Consider the following 17,512-nt stretch of genomic DNA (forward strand, 5'->3'; position numbering starts at 1 on the left):
AGCTGGATAGATTATAATCTGAACAGCTGCGGCTTTTTTTATTTATACCTATCATGAGCGAAAACACACAGCAACCTAATTATTTCGAGTTTTACGAATTACCGGTTCAATTTAATCCAGATCAAAATGCTGTAAAAGCGAAGTTCTATGCTTTAAGTAAGCAGTTTCATCCAGACTTTTATGCTAATGAGAGCGATGAAAAGCAGCAGGAGGTACTGGAATTATCTACTTTGAATAATAAAGCTTATCAAACGCTTAGTCATGCTAAAAAGCGATTAAAATATGTGCTTGAGCTGAAGGGGATTGTAGAAACGGATGAAGGTTACCAATTACCGCAATCTTTCCTGATGGAAATGATGGATGTGAATGAGGCTTTAATGGACCTTGAATTTGAACCTGATGCAGCGAAATTGGCTGAGGTTGAAAAAGATATTGATCTTATTGAAAAACAGCTGGAAGATGAATTAAATCATTTGATTGAGGCATTTGATCGTCATCCGGATGATTCAGAAAAGTTCTTACCTGCTATAAAGGATATATTTTACCGTCAAAAATACACCGCAAGAATTCGTGAACGCTTATCAAAGTGATCAAGTGGGGGTACGAAATCATATTTCTAAATTCATTTAATACGAGTAATTAATATATTGCTAGATAGATGATATTAGCCGTTATCATTATTTAAATCTACAGGCAGACTTAAGTTATGTACAATGTAAGTGTGGCTAGAAGGCGGATTAAAGGTGGAGTAAAGGTGGAATGGAGGCGGGGTGAAGAAATTGATTTGTCTTTTCAGCGATTTAACACTACTTTAAATATAGGGAGAATAATTAAATTATTTTCTATAACATGGGCGTTCGATTAATGATATGCCTTACCATGTTATTTAAATAGGGTACCCTATTTGTTAAAATCCTATCCGCCTATCGGCACCTTTCCACTGAAAGGGAAAGGCTTTGAAAATATTTACAGAAGCTACAGGCGGGGTGGTTTAATTGCTTCGAAAGCCTGTTCATTTCCTTTGGAGCAACCTTTGGAATCGTAAATTAGATTGATCAATAAACCTGATTTTCAAGATCTCTCCGTTTCTTAACACCCCGGTCTGCAACCACCTCTCTGAAAGAGGAAAATTACGATCGCGATTCCTCTTCAAAGGGCTATCATGTGGACACCATTAATTTGTTAAAGATTCTTACTCGCTTTTTGCCGAGGAGCATGGTAATTTTCAGAATTAATATTGTATCTAGCAGTGTTAATAAATGCTGCACATTTGCAGTGCCAATTATCCAAAGCGCTTTATGCGTCTTTTACAAACCTTACCTATATCAAAAAACATCGGCAATAGTTTTGTGTGGAGTATTCTTTGAAATTGGAACCCTTACTTCAAGTTTGTATAGCAATAGGTTGTGTTTCATTTCCTATTTTAGCTGTTGTACAACAACACTTGATTGTCAAATCATTTTTTAGTATTCGTTGAAATAGCTGTTTTACCCTATTTTCGAAAAAAAATCAGATTCATGAGTTCACTATCCATTTTTCGAAAAGTTGCTGTGGCAGAAGGGATTTCCTATTTGCTTTTGTTATTTGTAGCCATGCCATTAAAATACTGGGCTCACTTGCCTTTATATGTAAAATACACTGGATGGGCACATGGATTGCTATTTGTGATGTATGCAGCTACCTTAATCATGGCCTGGCAAGAACAGAAATGGAAATTTGGGAAAGCGGTGCTGATCTTCCTGGCTTCATTACTACCTTTTGCACCATTTGTTGTAGACAGAAAGTTGAAAGATGAGCGTGCGGAATCTGCAAGTGGCATTTAATAAAGTAGTTATAAATTATTTTAAAATAATGTTGTGATTTAGGTTTCGGATATCTACATTTGCAACCCCGTCCAATACATGCCCGGATGGCGGAATTGGTAGACGCGCTGGTCTCAAACACCTGTGGGAAACCGTGCCGGTTCGACTCCGGCTCCGGGTACTAACCGGAATCGAATACTTCGATTCCGGTTTTTTTATGACTTTTATCGATTAATATAATTTAAGCCTTTTTCAAGGGATTTTTTTCCAGGAGTTTTGATCATCCGGTTATCAGAAAAACTAGAATCTCCAAGTGAATCTATTCTATTCATTTTTCTATAGATTTTTGATGGAGAAATAATAATGATTTTTAAGGGATTGCTTTTGATTACTTACTAAAGAAATATGCCAAATATTTTTTTAACTGCTGGTGCAATATATCTGGCAGATTTTATTTTTGATCTGATGTGTCTGAAATCGTCATCGGAAACTTCGCCAATGACTTTTTATCATTGCCGATTATGTTAATAAGCCATTAGGGACTACGTTATTGAAGGTTGGAACAGTCTGCGAATGAATCTTGAGTCAATGTCCCTTATTAAAATAAACGGCTAAACCTTACGGTTTCCCTTACCTTTATGTCATTTGTTTAGCTTAATTTCGATCTGATATTTTAGTATTGCTGGAAGAATTTATACAGGTATATAAATATTTGGGAAATTTATTTCTGATTTTAAATTAATTATTAAATTGCATCAACTAATAACGCCTCATCATGAAAAAACCAAATAGACAAGTTCCTAATTTAATTCGATAAGCAGCTTTACTAAAGCATTGCGTGATTTGCATGGGCTAATATTGGCTATGTACTCTTTTATGCTATAAGTTTTATAGGATAAATATTGAGCGTATTAAAATCCCTTTTATGAAATTTCTACATACTGCAGACTGGCACATTGGTCAGCTGTTTCACGAATATGACCGCAGCTACGAACATCAGCAATTTCTGAATTGGCTGGTGAAAACCTTGGTCGCTGAAAAAATCGATGTGCTGTTGATCAGTGGTGACATCTTCGATAGTTCCAACCCGTCGGCAGTCTCGGTCCGGATGTTCTACCGTTTCCTAAATGAGGCAACAACTGCACTGCCTGGTCTGCAAATTATCATTACGGCCGGCAACCATGATTCGGCGGCACGTTTGGAAGCACCCAAACCTTTACTGGAATCTTCTAATGTTCACATCATCGGCCTGGTAGAGAAAGATGCCGGGGGAAATATCGATTACGAAAAACTGCTGGTTAAAATACACGATGCTTCCGGGAACATTAAAGCCTGGTGCCTGGCCATTCCTTTCCTGCGTATGGGCGACTATCCGGCCATTGCCGACTGCGCCAATCCTTATACCGAAGGCGTTGCGGCTTTATATCAAGGGGCTTTTGATTATGCTCAACAACATAACGCGGAAAATCAACCCATCATTGCTATGGGACATTTGCATACCCAGCAGGCAGAGATCACTGATCTGGATAAGACCGAACGGCTGATCATGGGCGGTGTGGAATGCATTTCAGCTACAGCTTTTCATCCCGACATCAAATATGTGGCTTTGGGACACATCCACAAAGCACAAAAAATTGGTGGAAAAGAACATATCCATTATTCCGGCAGTCCCTTGCCGATGTCTTTTTCCGAAATTCATTACAAACATCAGGTCATTGTTTTTGACCTTGATCAGGAAATCAGCGATCTGAAAGCGATTGAGATTCCGGTAGCTGTACCCTTGCAAAGAATTCCACAACAGCATCAGCCCTTGCATGAAGTCATTTCCCTTTTGGAACAATTACCAGTAGCCGATTCCAACCCGGAAAACCTGCCCTATCTGCAGGTTCGTGTGTTACTTGATGGACCCGAGCCCGCTTTACGGCATAAAATAGAAACCGCCCTGGCCGGTAAACCTGTACGGCTGGCCAAAATTGATGCGCAGTATCCAACTTCTGCCAAAGAAACACAGGAACTCATTACCGCTGAAAAGCTGAATGAACTGCAGCCGATTGATGTTTTCGGTAAAGTCTACCAATCCAGGTTCCAAAGCGAAGTACCACCAGAAATCATGCAGTTATTTCAACAGGTTGCAGAGGAAGTAAACCAAACCGCCGGATAACATGAAGATATTAGCCATACGCATCAAAAATTTAGCTTCTCTGGAAGGCACCACCGAAATTGATTTTACGGCAGAACCCTTATGTTCGGCAGGTATTTTTGCCATCACCGGCGCTACCGGCGCCGGAAAATCGACCATACTGGATGCTTTATGCCTGGCCTTATATGGTAAAACACCACGATATCTGCAAGCGAGGGAAACAGGTATAGAGATTAAAGACGTGCAGGGCAGCACGCTGAGCCAGGGAGATGTACGCGGTATCCTTCGCGACGGCACGGCAGACGGATTTGCAGAGGTGGATTTCAGGGGAATCGACGGACAAAATTACCGGGCCACCTGGAGCGTACGACGGGCCAGGAACCGCGCTGACGGAAGCATGCAGTCGGATGCAGTGACTTTAAAAAGCATCTCTAATCTGGTTGATCTTCCGGGAAGAAAAGCAGAAACATATAGTGAAATCGCAAGATTGGTCGGCTTGAATTTCGAACAATTTACCCGGTCGGTATTACTGGCGCAAGGCGACTTTACCGCTTTTATGAAAGCCAATCGGGATGAGAAATCTTCCCTGCTTGAAAAACTGACGGGAACCCATATCTATTCTGAAATCTCCCGGAAGATCTTTGAAAAATATAAAGCAGAAGAATCACAGCTGCGCGATCTCCATATCCGTAAAGAAGGCATCATCACCCTGAGCGATGAAGAACTGCAAGCCTTAACCGCAGATCAGGCGCTTCTGGAAAAGCAGATCACAGATCTGGACAAAGAAATGGAAAGGTTAAATGCAGGAATCAGCTGGCACGAGCAGCTGGCCAAATACCGGGAAAGCTACGATGAAGCAATCCAGACTTTACAGCTGGCATCTGAAAACAAAAATTCTGCCTTGTCAAGAAGCCAGCACCTGCGTATGGTTGAACACGCGCAACAAACCCGAAGCTGGGCAGATGCTTTAGCGCAGTTAAATGAACAACATACCGCTAAAACAACTGCTTTGGCAACCGTAACGGAAACCCTCACTTCTTTACAACAACAAAAGGAAACGCTAGAAACGCAGCTTCAACAGGTTGAACATCAGCTTTCCCTTCAAAGCCAGAAACTGGCCGATGCACTGCCATTACTGGAACAAGCCCGCAAACTGGATACCTTGCTGGGAGAGAAAAAAGAACAGTTGGACGGGCTGAAAGCAGATACTGAAAAAGCAACTGTACAGAACCGGCAGCATCAGGATGCTTTAAAAGAGAAAAAGCAAATCTTTACCAACCTGGTTTCACAGATTGAAAGTATTACGCAGTGGCAAAGTGAACAGGCTCACCGCAAAATGGTTGCGGAACAAAAAGACCTCATCCTCACCAAACTTGAAGACGCGCAAAAACTGTTAGAGAACTTAAAAGCTTCTTCAGCAAAATTAGTTGATGTAAAAGATAAAATCGGGAAGGTCGAAGTACAGCATAAAGCTCTTGAGGATACCTGGAAACAACAGCTTTAATTGCTGGACGATACACGAAAAACTTATGAAGTAAAGTTCGAAGCGTTACGTTCCATTCCGGTTGACACTTTAACCATTGATAAAACCGACACCGACCAAAAAATAGAAGAAAGCATCAGGGCACAGGCACAATGGCAGCTCTTGCATTATGCACAAACGGAGTGGAAAAACCTAGGGCAGAAACAAGTGCAGGACCAGGCCGACCATCAGGCCAAACAAGCAATTTTACAGCAGCTGAAGCAGGAAATCCCTTTGGCAAAAGCGGAAAGCGATACGGCAGATCAACTCCTGCAACAGGCCCGTCTGGCATCGGCAGAAAATGTAGAAACGTTAAGGGAAGCCTTGGTAGAAGATAAACCCTGCCCGGTATGTGGCAGCACCCATCATCCTTATGTCATTCAAAATCCGCAACTGGAAAAAGTATTGGCCCAACTGGAAAGAGCTTGTCAGGAGAAAACACAACATCATCTGAGCCTCCACAGCCGTCATGATGCCATGGAACAGGAATATATAACCCTCAAAGAAAACATCCGGCGTCGAAATGAAGAAATAGCGTCTAAAGCATCAGCCTTAACCAAACAAAGGCAGACCTGGGCGCACTTTGACATTGCTAAAAATAGCCATGACATCGCCGATACTGAAAAAGCAGACTGGATCGCAGCGCAATTAGAAACTTTAAAAGAGAGACAAGCCAATTTATCTGCCCAATTAAAAGTCTATGCGGAGCAAAAGCAGGAACTTGAAACCGCTAAAACAGGGATCGATCAGCTCAAAGAAAATACCGATGCGCTTTCCGGACAACTCAAAGATCTTCAAAACAGCTTGTCGCTTTATGACGAGCAGCAAAGCCAGGCTAAACGCGAAAAGGAACTCACCACCGTCCATCTGGGTGAAATTGAACAGCTTCTTACGCCTTATTTTACAGCATCCGGCTGGATAGACAAGTGGAAAGAAGACCCCAAAACATTTGTGGAAAGCATCACCCACTTTGCCCGTAAATGGAAAGAATATACCGAAAAACTGGAAGTTCATACCCAGGGAAAAGCGGCACTTGAAGCTACACTGAAAGAACTTGAAAACCAGGCCGAAAGTATGGAAACGGAAGCCGGCAGGAAAGCAGAAATCTACCTGACGCAACAGCAATTGTATCTGAATCTGGTTCAACAACGTAAAGCGCTCTTTGAAGGCTTGCCAGCCGATGAAATGGAACGTCAACTCAAACAGGCAGTTACCCAGGCACAGGCGGATGTAGAACAGGTGAAAGCCAGGCAGCAAGAGCTGGCCATCGAACATACCAAAGTTCTGACCCAGCAGCAGGAACTCACGAATGCCCTAACCACATTGGAGGCGGCCATACGGAAAACTTCCGGGCAAATGCAGGACTGGCTTAACGATTATAACCAAAAGAATGGTCAATCCCTAAACCTGGACAACCTTTACCGCTTATTGGCTTTAGGAAATGACTGGATCGAAAATGAACGGATGGCATTGCAGGCCATTGACGAGGAACTGACCAAAGCCAATAGCATTCTGACTGAACGGAAACAGGCTCTGGACCGTCATCAGGAAAACAGTAAGTCGGAAACAGCACTTGAAGAACTGATGACCTTGCAGGCGAATGCCCGGTCGGAAGTGGAAGAAAAGAAGCATAAAAAAGGAGAAAACAGTTTCCGCCTGCAACAGGACGAAACCAACAAGAATAAAATAGGCGATCTCTTGAAGTGCATTTCGGTACAGGCCACCAGTACTGAAAACTGGGCCAAACTCAACGAGATTATTGGTTCGGCCGATGGGAAGAAATTCCGCCAGATTGCCCAGGAATATACGCTGGATGTGCTGCTCGGTTATGCCAATATCCATTTGCAGGGCTTGACCAACCGCTACCGGATCGAACGCATTCCTGCATCATTGGGTCTCCAGGTGGTAGATCAGGACATGGGCGATGAAGTGCGTACGGTTTACTCGCTTTCGGGCGGAGAATCTTTTCTGGTGTCGCTGGCCCTGGCCTTGGGTTTGGCCTCGCTGTCGTCCAGCCGCATGAAAGTAGAATCTTTATTTATTGATGAAGGTTTCGGCTCGCTGGATCCCACCACTCTTAATATCGCTATGGATGCCCTCGAACGCCTGCACAACCAGGGCCGTAAAGTGGGCGTGATCTCACACGTACAGGAAATGACGGAACGGATCCCGGTGCAGATTAAGGTGAGTAAGCAGCAGAGCGGGAGGAGTAAGGTGGAGGTGATGGGGGGTTAAAATATAATTAACAATCAAAATATTAAGCTTATGTTAGAATCAATCACCATTAAAGGTATTGCCACTTATGATCCGGCTGGAATAAGATTAGAGAATCTAAAGAAAATCAATTTCGTATATGGTGCAAATGGCTGTGGAAAAACAACTTTGTCCAAATACATTTATGATAATACAAATCCAATTTACAATGCTTGTAATCTTGGCTGGAAAGGTGGATTACCTGTAAATGTACTTGTATACAATAAAGATTTTCGAGACAGAAACTTTGGAAAAGGTAAAATAGATGGAGTATTTACACTTGGAGAGGCGACAAAAGACGAGATTGAAAAAATTGAGAAAATGCAGCAGGAATTAGCTGAGCTTAAAACAAAAGGCATAGAAAAGAAGGCTAGTCTTATAAAACAAGAGGAAACAAAACTGCAAGAAGAAAATAATTTTAAAGAAGTTGTATGGACAGATATTTACAAGGAAAATGAGGATGATTTTAAAGATGCATTCAGAGGATTTCTTAAAAAAGATACATTTAAAGATAAATTATTATATGAGTTTGATAATAACAAAGAATCCTTATCAACGGTTGAAGAGTTGAAAGAAAAAGCACAAATAATATTTGGTTCAACACCATCAGCGATGAACCTAATCACTTCGATTGTATTTAATGATTTTCTTAAAATAGAAGTTGATAGTATATGGAAAAGAAAAATTATTGGTAAATCAGATGTAACAATTGCAGGATTGATTCAAAAGTTAAATCTTAATGATTGGGTTAATGAAGGAAGGAATTACCTAACAGAAGATGAAACATGTCCTTTTTGCCAACAAAAAACTATTAATGAAAATTTTAAAAAACAACTAGAAGATTATTTTGATGAAACATTTACAAAGGATATACAAATAGTAAAGGATTTATCAATACAATACAACAGAGATGCTTTAAATATCCAAAATCTTTTAGAACAAATCGAAAGTCAAGAAAAAGCAAAACCTGATTCTAAACTTAATATTGACCTATTTTCTGCTTCTTTAAAAACTCTGATAAATCAATTTATAGCTAACAAAGAGTTATTGAGCAATAAGGCAAAAGAACCCAGCAGAAGTTTTGAATTAATATCAACAAAAGAACAATTAGAGAAAATTCAGGAAATAATCGATCAATGTAATATTGAAATAAAATCTCATAACGTTATTGTTGAAGATTATACTAACCAAAAAAATAATTTAATTAATTCTATTTGGAAATATCTGATTGATTCTCACAATGGTATAATAGATTCATTTGTAAAAAAACAAGAAGGATTATCGAAGGGAATTGAAGCTATAGGGAAACGGCATCAAGCACTTCAACAACAATATTTAGAATTAAATAAGAAAATAAGGGAGGCTAATAAAAATGTTACGAGCGTGCAACGGTCTGTAGATGAAATAAATCGCTTGTTAAAATCATATGGATTTTTAAATTTCGAGATAGTTCCATCTAAAACTGAGGCGAATCAGTATCAAATATTAAGACAAGATGGTACAATTGCAGAATCTACCTTAAGTGAAGGAGAATCAACATTTATTACTTTTTTATATTTTTTACAATTAGCTAAAGGAAGTACACAAGAAGATACTATAACTGAAGAACGGATTTTAATTGTAGATGATCCTATTTCTAGTCTTGATAGTACCGTTCTTTTTGTAGTAAGTTCTTTAATCAAGGAAATTATTAAATCGATAAAACAAAATACAGGTAGTGTAAAGCAACTTATATTACTTACTCATAATGTATATTTTCATAAAGAAGTCTCTTTTGTGGATGGAAGAACACCAAAAAATGGTGATACAAATTTCTGGATTATAAGAAAAAACAATAACATTTCTAATGTTCAGTCTTATGGAATGGAAAACCCTATCCAAAGTTCTTATGAACTACTTTGGAAGGAATTAAGAAATACACAGCAAAATTCAGGTATTACTGTTCAAAATATAATGCGAAGAATTATAGAAAACTACTTCAAAATTTTAGGAAAATATGCGGATGATGATCTTATCAAAAGTTTTACTAATCCTCAAGAACAAGAAATATGTCGTTCGCTAGTTTGTTGGATAAATGACGGTTCTCACGGACTACCTGACGATTTATATATAGAACAACAGGAAGCTATACTGGAAAAATATATTGATGTATTTAAGCGAATATTTATTGAAATGGGCCATGAAGAACATTATAATATGATGTATCGGGAATCTGATGAAGAAGCTATTGTAGCATAATCTTTATCTATGGATTATTGCCCAGATTTATAATGAACCCATTAAAACAAAATTCTATATTCATGACACAATAAACATTTGCAATCCCACGATTTTATTATTAACAACATAGCTCAGGCGATCCGGTGTAAGTCCGGCCTATCTTCGTTTTCCGACGTGTGTCGCAGCGACCTGGGGCTTTTTAGACCATTAAAAATAGCAAATATCAGCTACGCCGGTACTATGAACGGGCGGACGAACCCTTATACGAACTTTTCTCAGGGCGACTGAAATGGCTCTAATACCTGAACAAACAGCAAATCGTCAACACCACTTCCTAACCTAATGAGCGCATCCTGTAGTTGAAGGAAGAACGCCGGAATATTGATTAGCAAACTACAATCAATTGAAATATCAAGTTTACTGTTCAAAGTTTCCCGGTCAAGGTAGTTTGAAATAAAATACTTTGACTGGGTTTGGTATTATTTATAAATTCTTTAGCTTCCAAATCATTAACTATAGCATTAATAAGCATTAAAAATGCTTTTAATATTGAAAGTATTGCCGAAGATCGAGACTCATTTATAGTATTTAGCGCAGGTTTGAAAACCTGACTACAATTATTACCAATCTGGCTACTTTTTATAGATCTACCATCCAGAATTTTGTACCTGAGATAAAAATCAGTTATAGAAATAATTAAATAAAGAATGATGCAAAAGAGAAAATTAGGAAATAGTGGCTTGGAAGTTTCCGCATTAGGCTTTGGCTGTATGGGTTTAAACTTTCTGGATGGCAAAGGTATTGATAAAAAAGATGCCATCACTTTACTGCAAAATGCAGTTGAAAGAGGAATCAACTTTTTTGATACTGCCGAAGCTTACGGCCCTTATACTAATGAAGAAATTGTGGGCGAGGCATTACAGCCTTATAGAAAGGACGTAGTAATTGCTACGAAATTTGGATGCAAGGATGCGAGACCAGCAGTAGGTTTGGATAGCAGGCCTGAAACGATCAGGGCAGTCACCGAAGCCTCTTTAAAGCGATTAAAGACAGATTATATCGATTTGTTATATCAGCACAGGGTTGATCCGAATGTTCCCATAGAAGATGTGGCAGGTACAGTAAAAGACCTGATAAAAGAGGGCAAGGTGAAATATTTCGGTTTATCTGAAGCAAGTGTTAAAACGATTAGAAGAGCACATGCAGTACAACCTGTAACCGCATTGCAAAGCGAATATTCTCTGTTTTGGCGTGAACCGGAAGATGAGATCATACCGGCATTGGAGGAGTTAGGGATTGGCTTCGTTCCGTTCAGTCCTTTAGGCAAAGGCTTCCTTACCGGCATCATCAATAAAAAATTAGCAGATGTAGACCGTAGAAATATTATTCCCCGTTTCAGTGAAGAAAATATAAAGGCCAATCTGGTTTTAGTGGAGGCGCTTTCAGAAATTGCCGAACAAAAAAATGTGACCACCGGACAATTGGCATTGGCCTGGCTCTTAGCGCAAAAGCCTTGGATAGCGCCCATACCAGGAACTACAAAATTGCATCGTTTAGCAGAAAACATTGGCAGTACAAATATTGTATTAACCGCCGATGAACTGGCAAAAATTAACACAACAGTCAATGAAATTACAATTGTAGGTGACCGCTATCCGGAATTTTTAGAAAAACAAATAGACAAATAAAAACCAACAGCAATGCAAAATATTAAAGGGAAAGTTGTGGCTATTACCGGTGCCAGCAGCGGGATGGGTAAAGCCATCGCCATAGCATTAGCAAAAAACGGTGCTATGGTTGTTTTGGGTGCAAGACGAACAGCATACTTACAGCAGCTCGTTGAAGAAATTAAAGGTACAGGTGGCGATGCCACTTGTACTCAAGTTGATGTAAAGAATAAAGCTGATTTAGTTCGGTTGGTTAATACAGCCGTTGAGCAATATGGAAAATTAGATGTCATCGTCAACAATGCAGGTGTAAGCCAATTAAGCCGAATTGATGAATTGGATATTGACGGTTGGGAAGAAATGATCGACGTTAATCTCAAAGGTGTTTTGTATGGGATGGCGGCTGCAATTCCCGTTTTCAAGGAACAACAATCAGGACATATTGTTAATATCATTTCCACTTCAGGAATAAAGATTACACCCATGCAGGGCGTTTATGCAGGGACTAAAAATGCCATTCGCACTATCGGAGAAGCGTTTCGTCAGGAATCAGACGGAAACATACGCATTACAGGTATTTCGCCCGGATTTGTGAAAACAGATTTTGCGGACAATATCAAAAACGAAGAAATGAAAACAGCTATTCAAAAAGGAATGGAACAGATTGCCATCAATCCGATAGCCATAGCCAATGCGGTGATTTATGCAATGAGCCAACCTGGAGATGTTGAAGTTGGCGATATTGTGATTCGTCCGTCAAAACAAAATTGATTAAATTCGTAAACGAAAATGCAGCAACAACCTAACATCAATCACATTCAAAGTATATCGCAACTGGTGCGTATCCTGGGATTTCCTGCACCATCGCACCCATTGATTGCATTAGTCGATTACAATAATGTTTCGATTGATAGGTTTCCAAAAGGGCAAAAAGTAAGTCTTGATTTCTACAAAATTTCCTTTAAGCCTACTTTTACAGGACACATCAAATACGGACAGGGCTATTACGATTTTGAAGAAGGTGGATTGGCATTCCTGAAGCCCAAACAAATCGTTTTTTCTCCTGAAGATATAGAAAGCTATGAAGGAATCGCTTTGTATTTCCATCCTGATTTTATCCGAAATTATCCATTAGGAAAAATAATCAATCAATATGGATTCTTCTCTTACCATGTTTCAGAAGCTTTATTTTTATCGGCAAAAGAAAAAGAAATCATAGCCAATTTATTTGCTACAATAGCCAATGAATTAGACAACAATATTGATCATTTCAGCCAGGATGTTTTGGTATCGCAAATAGAATTGTTGTTAAATTACAGCAATCGTTTTTACAACAGGCAATTTATTACCAGGAAGGCAGTCAATCATGATATTATCACTTCTCTGGACAAACTTTTAAACCGCTATTTTGAAGAAGAGAACAGTCTGAAAAACGGCTTGCCATCCGTGAAATATATCAGCACGGAATTAAAGCTGTCGCAACGCTATTTGAGTGACATGTTGAGTTCATTAACAGGGCTAAACACGCAACAATACATTCAGAATGTAATTATAGAAAAAGCCAAAGAAAAATTATCAACTACAAATCTATCTGTTTCTGAAATTGCTTATGAACTGGGCTTTGAACATTCACAATCTTTCAGTAAACTTTTCAAGTCAAAGACAAATATTTCGCCCCTGGGGTCCAGACATTTGTTTAATTAGAGAGGGTAGAGGGCATATGAATAAAAGCCAATGCCATTAACATTGGTTTGTTCATATGCGAGCGAAATCAGTACCTATGGTAAAAAGGGTTATCGCTTACTTCCATCGGGGGGGCAAAGCTTCACTTTTATAACCTGGCAGGGTGATCTGTTCTGTCGAGCCGTTTCTTAAAGCGACATTTTTTGTGGCTTGATTACCTTACACCTATAGTTCATCATAGCATCTGGCAAATGGTAAATGTCATAATAATTGTAAGCATCGAATGCTGTCCGGCATTTAGCTTGAGTTTTGTCTTTACCATTTCCGTACCTACCATCAACAATATGGTGATGGGCTGTTGAAATGCTTGAGTAATAAGCGTATAAATGAAATAGCATAAAAATTAGGATTTAAATACTCACATCACTTTATCAAGCGCTTAAAAAAGATTAGGAAATGTTCCGAAGAAATATCGTAGTTCTTAAAAATGATTTGTTTCAACTTGATTATATTTTTTGCCCCGTTATTATCAGAAGTGATAAGGTGTATGTAAATTCAAAATCTAACTGTTTTCTTTATATTTAGCCTATACTTTTGTTTTAGGCCATGCTACATATTATAGGAATTGTCATTTCTTTATTCCTTTCCATACTACTTTTTACCAAACAGGGTAAATCCCGTGCTGATCTGGTATTGGCCTTCTGGCTCTTTTTAATCTCTTTACACCTGTTTTGCTATTATTTACTTGCATCAGATAAAATTCAGGAATTTCCATACTTTTTGGGTCTCGAAATCGCCATGCCACTGCTTCATGGTCCATTTTTCTTTTGGTATACCACTTTGTTGACCGGAAAAACAATCCATAAATCACACAGGTATTTTCATTTTCTTCCTGCAGCCTTAGTCTATATCGCTTTGTCAAGGTTCTTTATATTATCAACAGCTGAAAAGATATTTATTTATGAAAATAATGGTGTTGGTTATCTGGGCCTTTTAAAAATTATCCATTTTGCCATCTTACCTTCTGGTATTGCTTATATCATCATGTCGCTTGATCTGATTGGAAAACATCGTAAAAATATCTCAAACCTGGTTTCTCGACTGGAAAAGATTAATCTGAACTGGTTGAGAAATCTGATGATCGGTATGTGTATGATCTGGTTATCCATTATGTTTGGTAATGACATTTCCACTTTTACATTGGTAGATCTGTATATCCTGTTTATCGGTTATTTTGGCATCAAACAGGTGGGACTGTTTAGCAACACGGCCATTCCTTTGCCTATTAACGATTTTGATATGAAATTTTTAGGTGTCAGTGAAACTACGCCTTTAATAACGGCCAGGGTGAAATATCAAAAATCAACAATAGGAGATGAGTACCTTTCAGAAATACACACACAAGTTACACAGCTGATGCGGCAAGAAAAGTTATTTAAAGATCCCGAACTGGGTTTGAATGAACTTGCAGAACGATTGAACATCCATCCAAATGCTTTGTCGCAGGTCATTAATACCATAGAAAATAAAAACTTCTATGATTATATCAATGAACTTAGAATTGAAGAATTTAAACGTATGCTGATGCGGGCAGAAAATCAAAAGTTCACCTTACTGGCCCTGGCGTATGAAGCTGGCTTTAATTCTAAAACTTCATTCAATAGAAATTTCAAAAAGAAGACAGGATTTTCACCAACCGCTTATTTAAAACAGCAGAAGATCCATCTCAAAGCTACCATCTAGCCCATAATGAGGTGCCACCTTACAAAGTGGAACCATTTTTAATGCCTTAATATACATTTTTGTTGAAATAATATTTGGGCACGCCGTATTTGCAAAGCTCATTCATTTAACAAGGTATGCTGACATGAAAAAAAAGATTTTCTGGGTTTTATTTGGTTTTTTCTCTATTACTATTGGCTTATATCCACTTAAGTATTTCTTAATGAATGGAAAGGTTGGCATACTGAATGCTAAACCCGAATGGCTTTTAAATCATGTCGTTTGGTATATTGCATTTTACATACATATTGTTTTGGGAGGGATTTCATTATTGGTGGGTTGGCTTCAATTTAGCGCTAAAATTAGGTCCAGAAATGTTAATATACACCGGTACATTGGGAAGATTTATGTGGTTTCAGCTTTATTCAGTTCATTTTCTGGTTCTTATATTGCGCTATTTGCAGATGGAGGGTTCTGGGCATCGCTAGGATTTAGCTGTCTGGGTATCATCTGGTTTTGTACCACCTTAATGGCTTACTTAACCATTTGGAATCAACAGATTGTTAAACATCGGGTATTGATGATTTACAGTTATGCGGCTTGTTTTGCCGCTGTAACACTGAGAATCTGGCTGCCCATTTTGATTTTGATCATTGGTCACTTCAACACCGCTTATATTATCGTGGCTTGGTTGTCATGGATTCCAAATTTGTTCGTTGCCTATTTGATCACTAAGAAAATAACCTGGAAAATTGGGTGAATAGGTTCTTTGAAATTACCATAAACATTTAAAAGCAGGTGGTCACAGGCATATGCTTTACCTGGACTGTTCTCGCACAAAAATATAATCAACGCTTTTACCATCACCAGAAATTACTGCTTTAACATGATTTCCGCTACGCTTATAGGTTATCTTTTTGGGGAAGTCATGCGTTGGGTTTTCACATGTAAAGCCATGATGATTTAGTTTTGTTAACTTAAAGTATACGGGCTTTGATTCACCTGGTAATGTCACTACGTAAAAAATATCGGTACCTTTTACAGTTAACTCCAGTTCCTCCATAAAAATTACTTCATTACTTTTAAGCGTTACGCCTTTACCGCTTAGCTTCAAATCAGAAATTTTATTCCAGGTTTCATAACCAGAATGCCCCGCATTTGAGTTAGTCCGATTCCATTTTCCGGTTAGCCATTCTAGTTTTTTAAATTTTTGTTTGTTGCTTTCCTGTGCATTTCCAGTGTATATCCATAAAAGCAAGGGAATAAGAAGGGATAGTTTTTTGGTGCCCATTTTGTTTTTTGATCAAAAATAGGTTGCTCTTTCCTTATGGTATTGTAAAAAGCCGACTTTGGTTATAATTTGTTCAAAAAGAAGTTTGCCATATTTTTTTTCTCGAAAAAGTAGGCTGAAGGGTCTTCGCCAGTAAAAGCTTTGAAGTTTTGGATAAAATGCGATTGATCATAATATCCGGATAGATAAACAATTTCTGCCCAGGTATTGGTTTTTGATTTCATTAATTCAAAAATATAATTGAACCGGATAATCCGGGCATAGTATTTTGGAGGAAGGCCGATATATTTTTTAAATAAACGTTCCAGCTGTCGTTCGCCAACGTTGGCCATAGCAGCCATTTCGGCTACGGTAACTATTCCATTAGAATTAAATATAAGTTCCAAAGGTATTTTTAAAGGATTGGCTGGTGCATGCTGAATTATTGAAATAAAATAATCGTCTAAAATTTGTTTAATGTGTTGCGCTTGTATTTTAATACCAGGGCTAACATCTGCCAGTATTTTTTCTTTTAATAGTTTAAGTTCTAAATTTTGAAAGGTATCCAGGTCGACAATTTTATCTACGTACTGATCCATGTGGAAACCAAATAACTGGGTTAAAGCCGCAGGTTTAAATTTTACGGCTACAGAACCGGTAGTCCCGGTATTTTGAAGATAAAAAAAAGTTTTGAGTTGCCCTGCGAGTAGGTTTGGCGATTGCAAATGCCAGTCGCCGCTAATTTTAGATTTATAGACATCTCTGTAATTGAAAATAATCTCTGTAAAACCATCGGGAATAATCTTTTCAATTATGGGGACTGAATCATCACTGTACATCATCCAATAACATTCGATAAATTCATCTAAATCTGGATGTGGCGTAATTCTGGTAAAGTCCATTTCGGTCGCTTTAGAATTTTAAGATAGATAATTGGTGCTTAAAAAGAAAATTTATCAGAAAACAACAAATGAATATACCATAACACTCAGATTCTATCCTGTTATTTATCATTATCTTTGAATATGACTGATTAACCTTATCAACTTACCTAAGCTTTGGCGCAGCTTGTAGATCAACATTTAGATGGTTTAGCACATTGCCGGTCAACAAAATGTATGAAATTTTAATAATTGCTGAAATGCTAAAGTTATTTCCAACACAATAAGAAACACTTTAAAATATGTTAATGGGAGCTTGCTATGTGGTGTATATCAAAATGAGTTATGTTAT

13 protein-coding genes and 1 tRNA gene are annotated in these 17,512 nt (G+C 38.4%); 12 read left to right on the plus strand and 2 right to left on the minus strand.

Annotation, left to right across the window (positions count from 1 at the left end; genetic code table 11):
• The first annotated feature begins 53 nt into the window (after nt 1-53).
• The 12 genes from hscB (at nt 54) to AN34_RS06600 (ending at nt 15,769) form a co-directional block, all read left to right on the plus strand.
• Nucleotides 54-590, plus strand: a complete 537-nt coding sequence (gene hscB / locus AN34_RS06540) for a Fe-S protein assembly co-chaperone HscB (protein ID WP_029283489.1) — start codon at nt 54-56, stop codon at nt 588-590.
• A gap of 927 nt (nt 591-1,517) precedes the next feature.
• A complete protein-coding gene (locus tag AN34_RS06545; RefSeq protein WP_029283491.1) occupies nt 1,518-1,823 on the plus strand; it encodes a DUF3817 domain-containing protein in 306 nt (101 codons plus the stop codon).
• An 80-nt stretch (nt 1,824-1,903) separates the two neighbouring features.
• Nucleotides 1,904-1,983 (plus strand) — tRNA-Leu (locus tag AN34_RS06550).
• Nucleotides 1,984-2,727: 744 nt separating this feature from the next.
• Complete coding sequence (locus tag AN34_RS06555; RefSeq protein ID WP_029283494.1) at nt 2,728-3,963, plus strand: exonuclease SbcCD subunit D C-terminal domain-containing protein; 1,236 nt, start codon at nt 2,728-2,730, stop codon at nt 3,961-3,963.
• 1 nt (nt 3,964) lies between these two features.
• The gene (locus AN34_RS06560) at nt 3,965-5,446 is read left to right on the plus strand and encodes an AAA family ATPase (protein WP_029283495.1); all 1,482 of its coding nucleotides are present in this window, start codon (nt 3,965-3,967) and stop codon (nt 5,444-5,446) included.
• A complete protein-coding gene (locus AN34_RS06565) occupies nt 5,447-7,699 on the plus strand; it encodes an SbcC/MukB-like Walker B domain-containing protein (RefSeq protein ID WP_029283498.1) in 2,253 nt (750 codons plus the stop codon).
• A 30-nt stretch (nt 7,700-7,729) separates the two neighbouring features.
• A complete protein-coding gene (locus AN34_RS06570; protein ID WP_051666279.1) occupies nt 7,730-9,955 on the plus strand; it encodes an AAA family ATPase in 2,226 nt (741 codons plus the stop codon).
• A 692-nt stretch (nt 9,956-10,647) separates the two neighbouring features.
• Entirely contained in the window at nt 10,648-11,625 is a 978-nt protein-coding gene (locus tag AN34_RS06580) for an aldo/keto reductase (RefSeq protein WP_029283503.1), read from the plus strand.
• 12 nt (nt 11,626-11,637) lie between these two features.
• Nucleotides 11,638-12,375 carry an SDR family oxidoreductase gene (locus AN34_RS06585; protein WP_029283505.1) on the plus strand — a complete coding sequence of 246 codons (738 nt, stop codon included), beginning with the start codon at nt 11,638-11,640 and terminating at the stop codon, nt 12,373-12,375.
• 18 nt (nt 12,376-12,393) lie between these two features.
• Complete coding sequence (locus AN34_RS06590) at nt 12,394-13,308, plus strand: AraC family transcriptional regulator (protein WP_029283507.1); 915 nt, start codon at nt 12,394-12,396, stop codon at nt 13,306-13,308.
• Between the two features lie 585 nt (nt 13,309-13,893).
• Nucleotides 13,894-15,030: a helix-turn-helix domain-containing protein gene (locus tag AN34_RS06595; protein WP_029283509.1), complete on the plus strand. Its 1,137-nt coding sequence runs from the start codon at nt 13,894-13,896 to the stop codon at nt 15,028-15,030.
• Between the two features lie 124 nt (nt 15,031-15,154).
• Nucleotides 15,155-15,769: a DUF2306 domain-containing protein gene (locus AN34_RS06600; RefSeq protein ID WP_029283512.1), complete on the plus strand. Its 615-nt coding sequence runs from the start codon at nt 15,155-15,157 to the stop codon at nt 15,767-15,769.
• Between the two features lie 57 nt (nt 15,770-15,826).
• Here AN34_RS06600 and AN34_RS06605 read toward each other — a convergent pair whose 3' ends face one another.
• Nucleotides 15,827-16,300, minus strand: coding sequence for a DUF6265 family protein (locus tag AN34_RS06605; protein WP_029283514.1), 474 nt, complete (start codon nt 16,298-16,300; stop codon nt 15,827-15,829).
• 62 nt (nt 16,301-16,362) lie between these two features.
• A complete protein-coding gene (locus tag AN34_RS06610; protein ID WP_029283516.1) occupies nt 16,363-17,181 on the minus strand; it encodes a helix-turn-helix domain-containing protein in 819 nt (272 codons plus the stop codon).
• Between the last annotated feature and the right edge of the window lie 331 nt (nt 17,182-17,512).

It is taken from the genome of Pedobacter sp. R20-19, from assembly GCF_000708265.2.
Taxonomy (GTDB): Bacteria; Bacteroidota; Bacteroidia; order Sphingobacteriales; family Sphingobacteriaceae; genus Pedobacter.

Excerpts from the sequence above, each read along its gene's own strand:
- hscB (WP_029283489.1), top strand. The coding sequence starts at position 54 with ATGAGCGAAAACACACAGCAACCTAATTATTTCGAGTTTTACGAATTA.
- AN34_RS06545 (WP_029283491.1), top strand. The coding sequence starts at position 1,518 with ATGAGTTCACTATCCATTTTTCGAAAAGTTGCTGTGGCAGAAGGGATT.
- AN34_RS06555 (WP_029283494.1), top strand. The coding sequence starts at position 2,728 with ATGAAATTTCTACATACTGCAGACTGGCACATTGGTCAGCTGTTTCAC.
- AN34_RS06560 (WP_029283495.1), top strand. The coding sequence starts at position 3,965 with ATGAAGATATTAGCCATACGCATCAAAAATTTAGCTTCTCTGGAAGGC.
- AN34_RS06570 (WP_051666279.1), top strand. The coding sequence starts at position 7,730 with ATGTTAGAATCAATCACCATTAAAGGTATTGCCACTTATGATCCGGCT.
- AN34_RS06580 (WP_029283503.1), top strand. The coding sequence starts at position 10,648 with ATGCAAAAGAGAAAATTAGGAAATAGTGGCTTGGAAGTTTCCGCATTA.
- AN34_RS06585 (WP_029283505.1), top strand. The coding sequence starts at position 11,638 with ATGCAAAATATTAAAGGGAAAGTTGTGGCTATTACCGGTGCCAGCAGC.
- AN34_RS06590 (WP_029283507.1), top strand. The coding sequence starts at position 12,394 with ATGCAGCAACAACCTAACATCAATCACATTCAAAGTATATCGCAACTG.
- AN34_RS06595 (WP_029283509.1), top strand. The coding sequence starts at position 13,894 with ATGCTACATATTATAGGAATTGTCATTTCTTTATTCCTTTCCATACTA.
- AN34_RS06600 (WP_029283512.1), top strand. The coding sequence starts at position 15,155 with ATGAAAAAAAAGATTTTCTGGGTTTTATTTGGTTTTTTCTCTATTACT.
- AN34_RS06605 (WP_029283514.1), bottom strand. The coding sequence starts at position 16,300 with ATGGGCACCAAAAAACTATCCCTTCTTATTCCCTTGCTTTTATGGATA.
- AN34_RS06610 (WP_029283516.1), bottom strand. The coding sequence starts at position 17,181 with ATGGACTTTACCAGAATTACGCCACATCCAGATTTAGATGAATTTATC.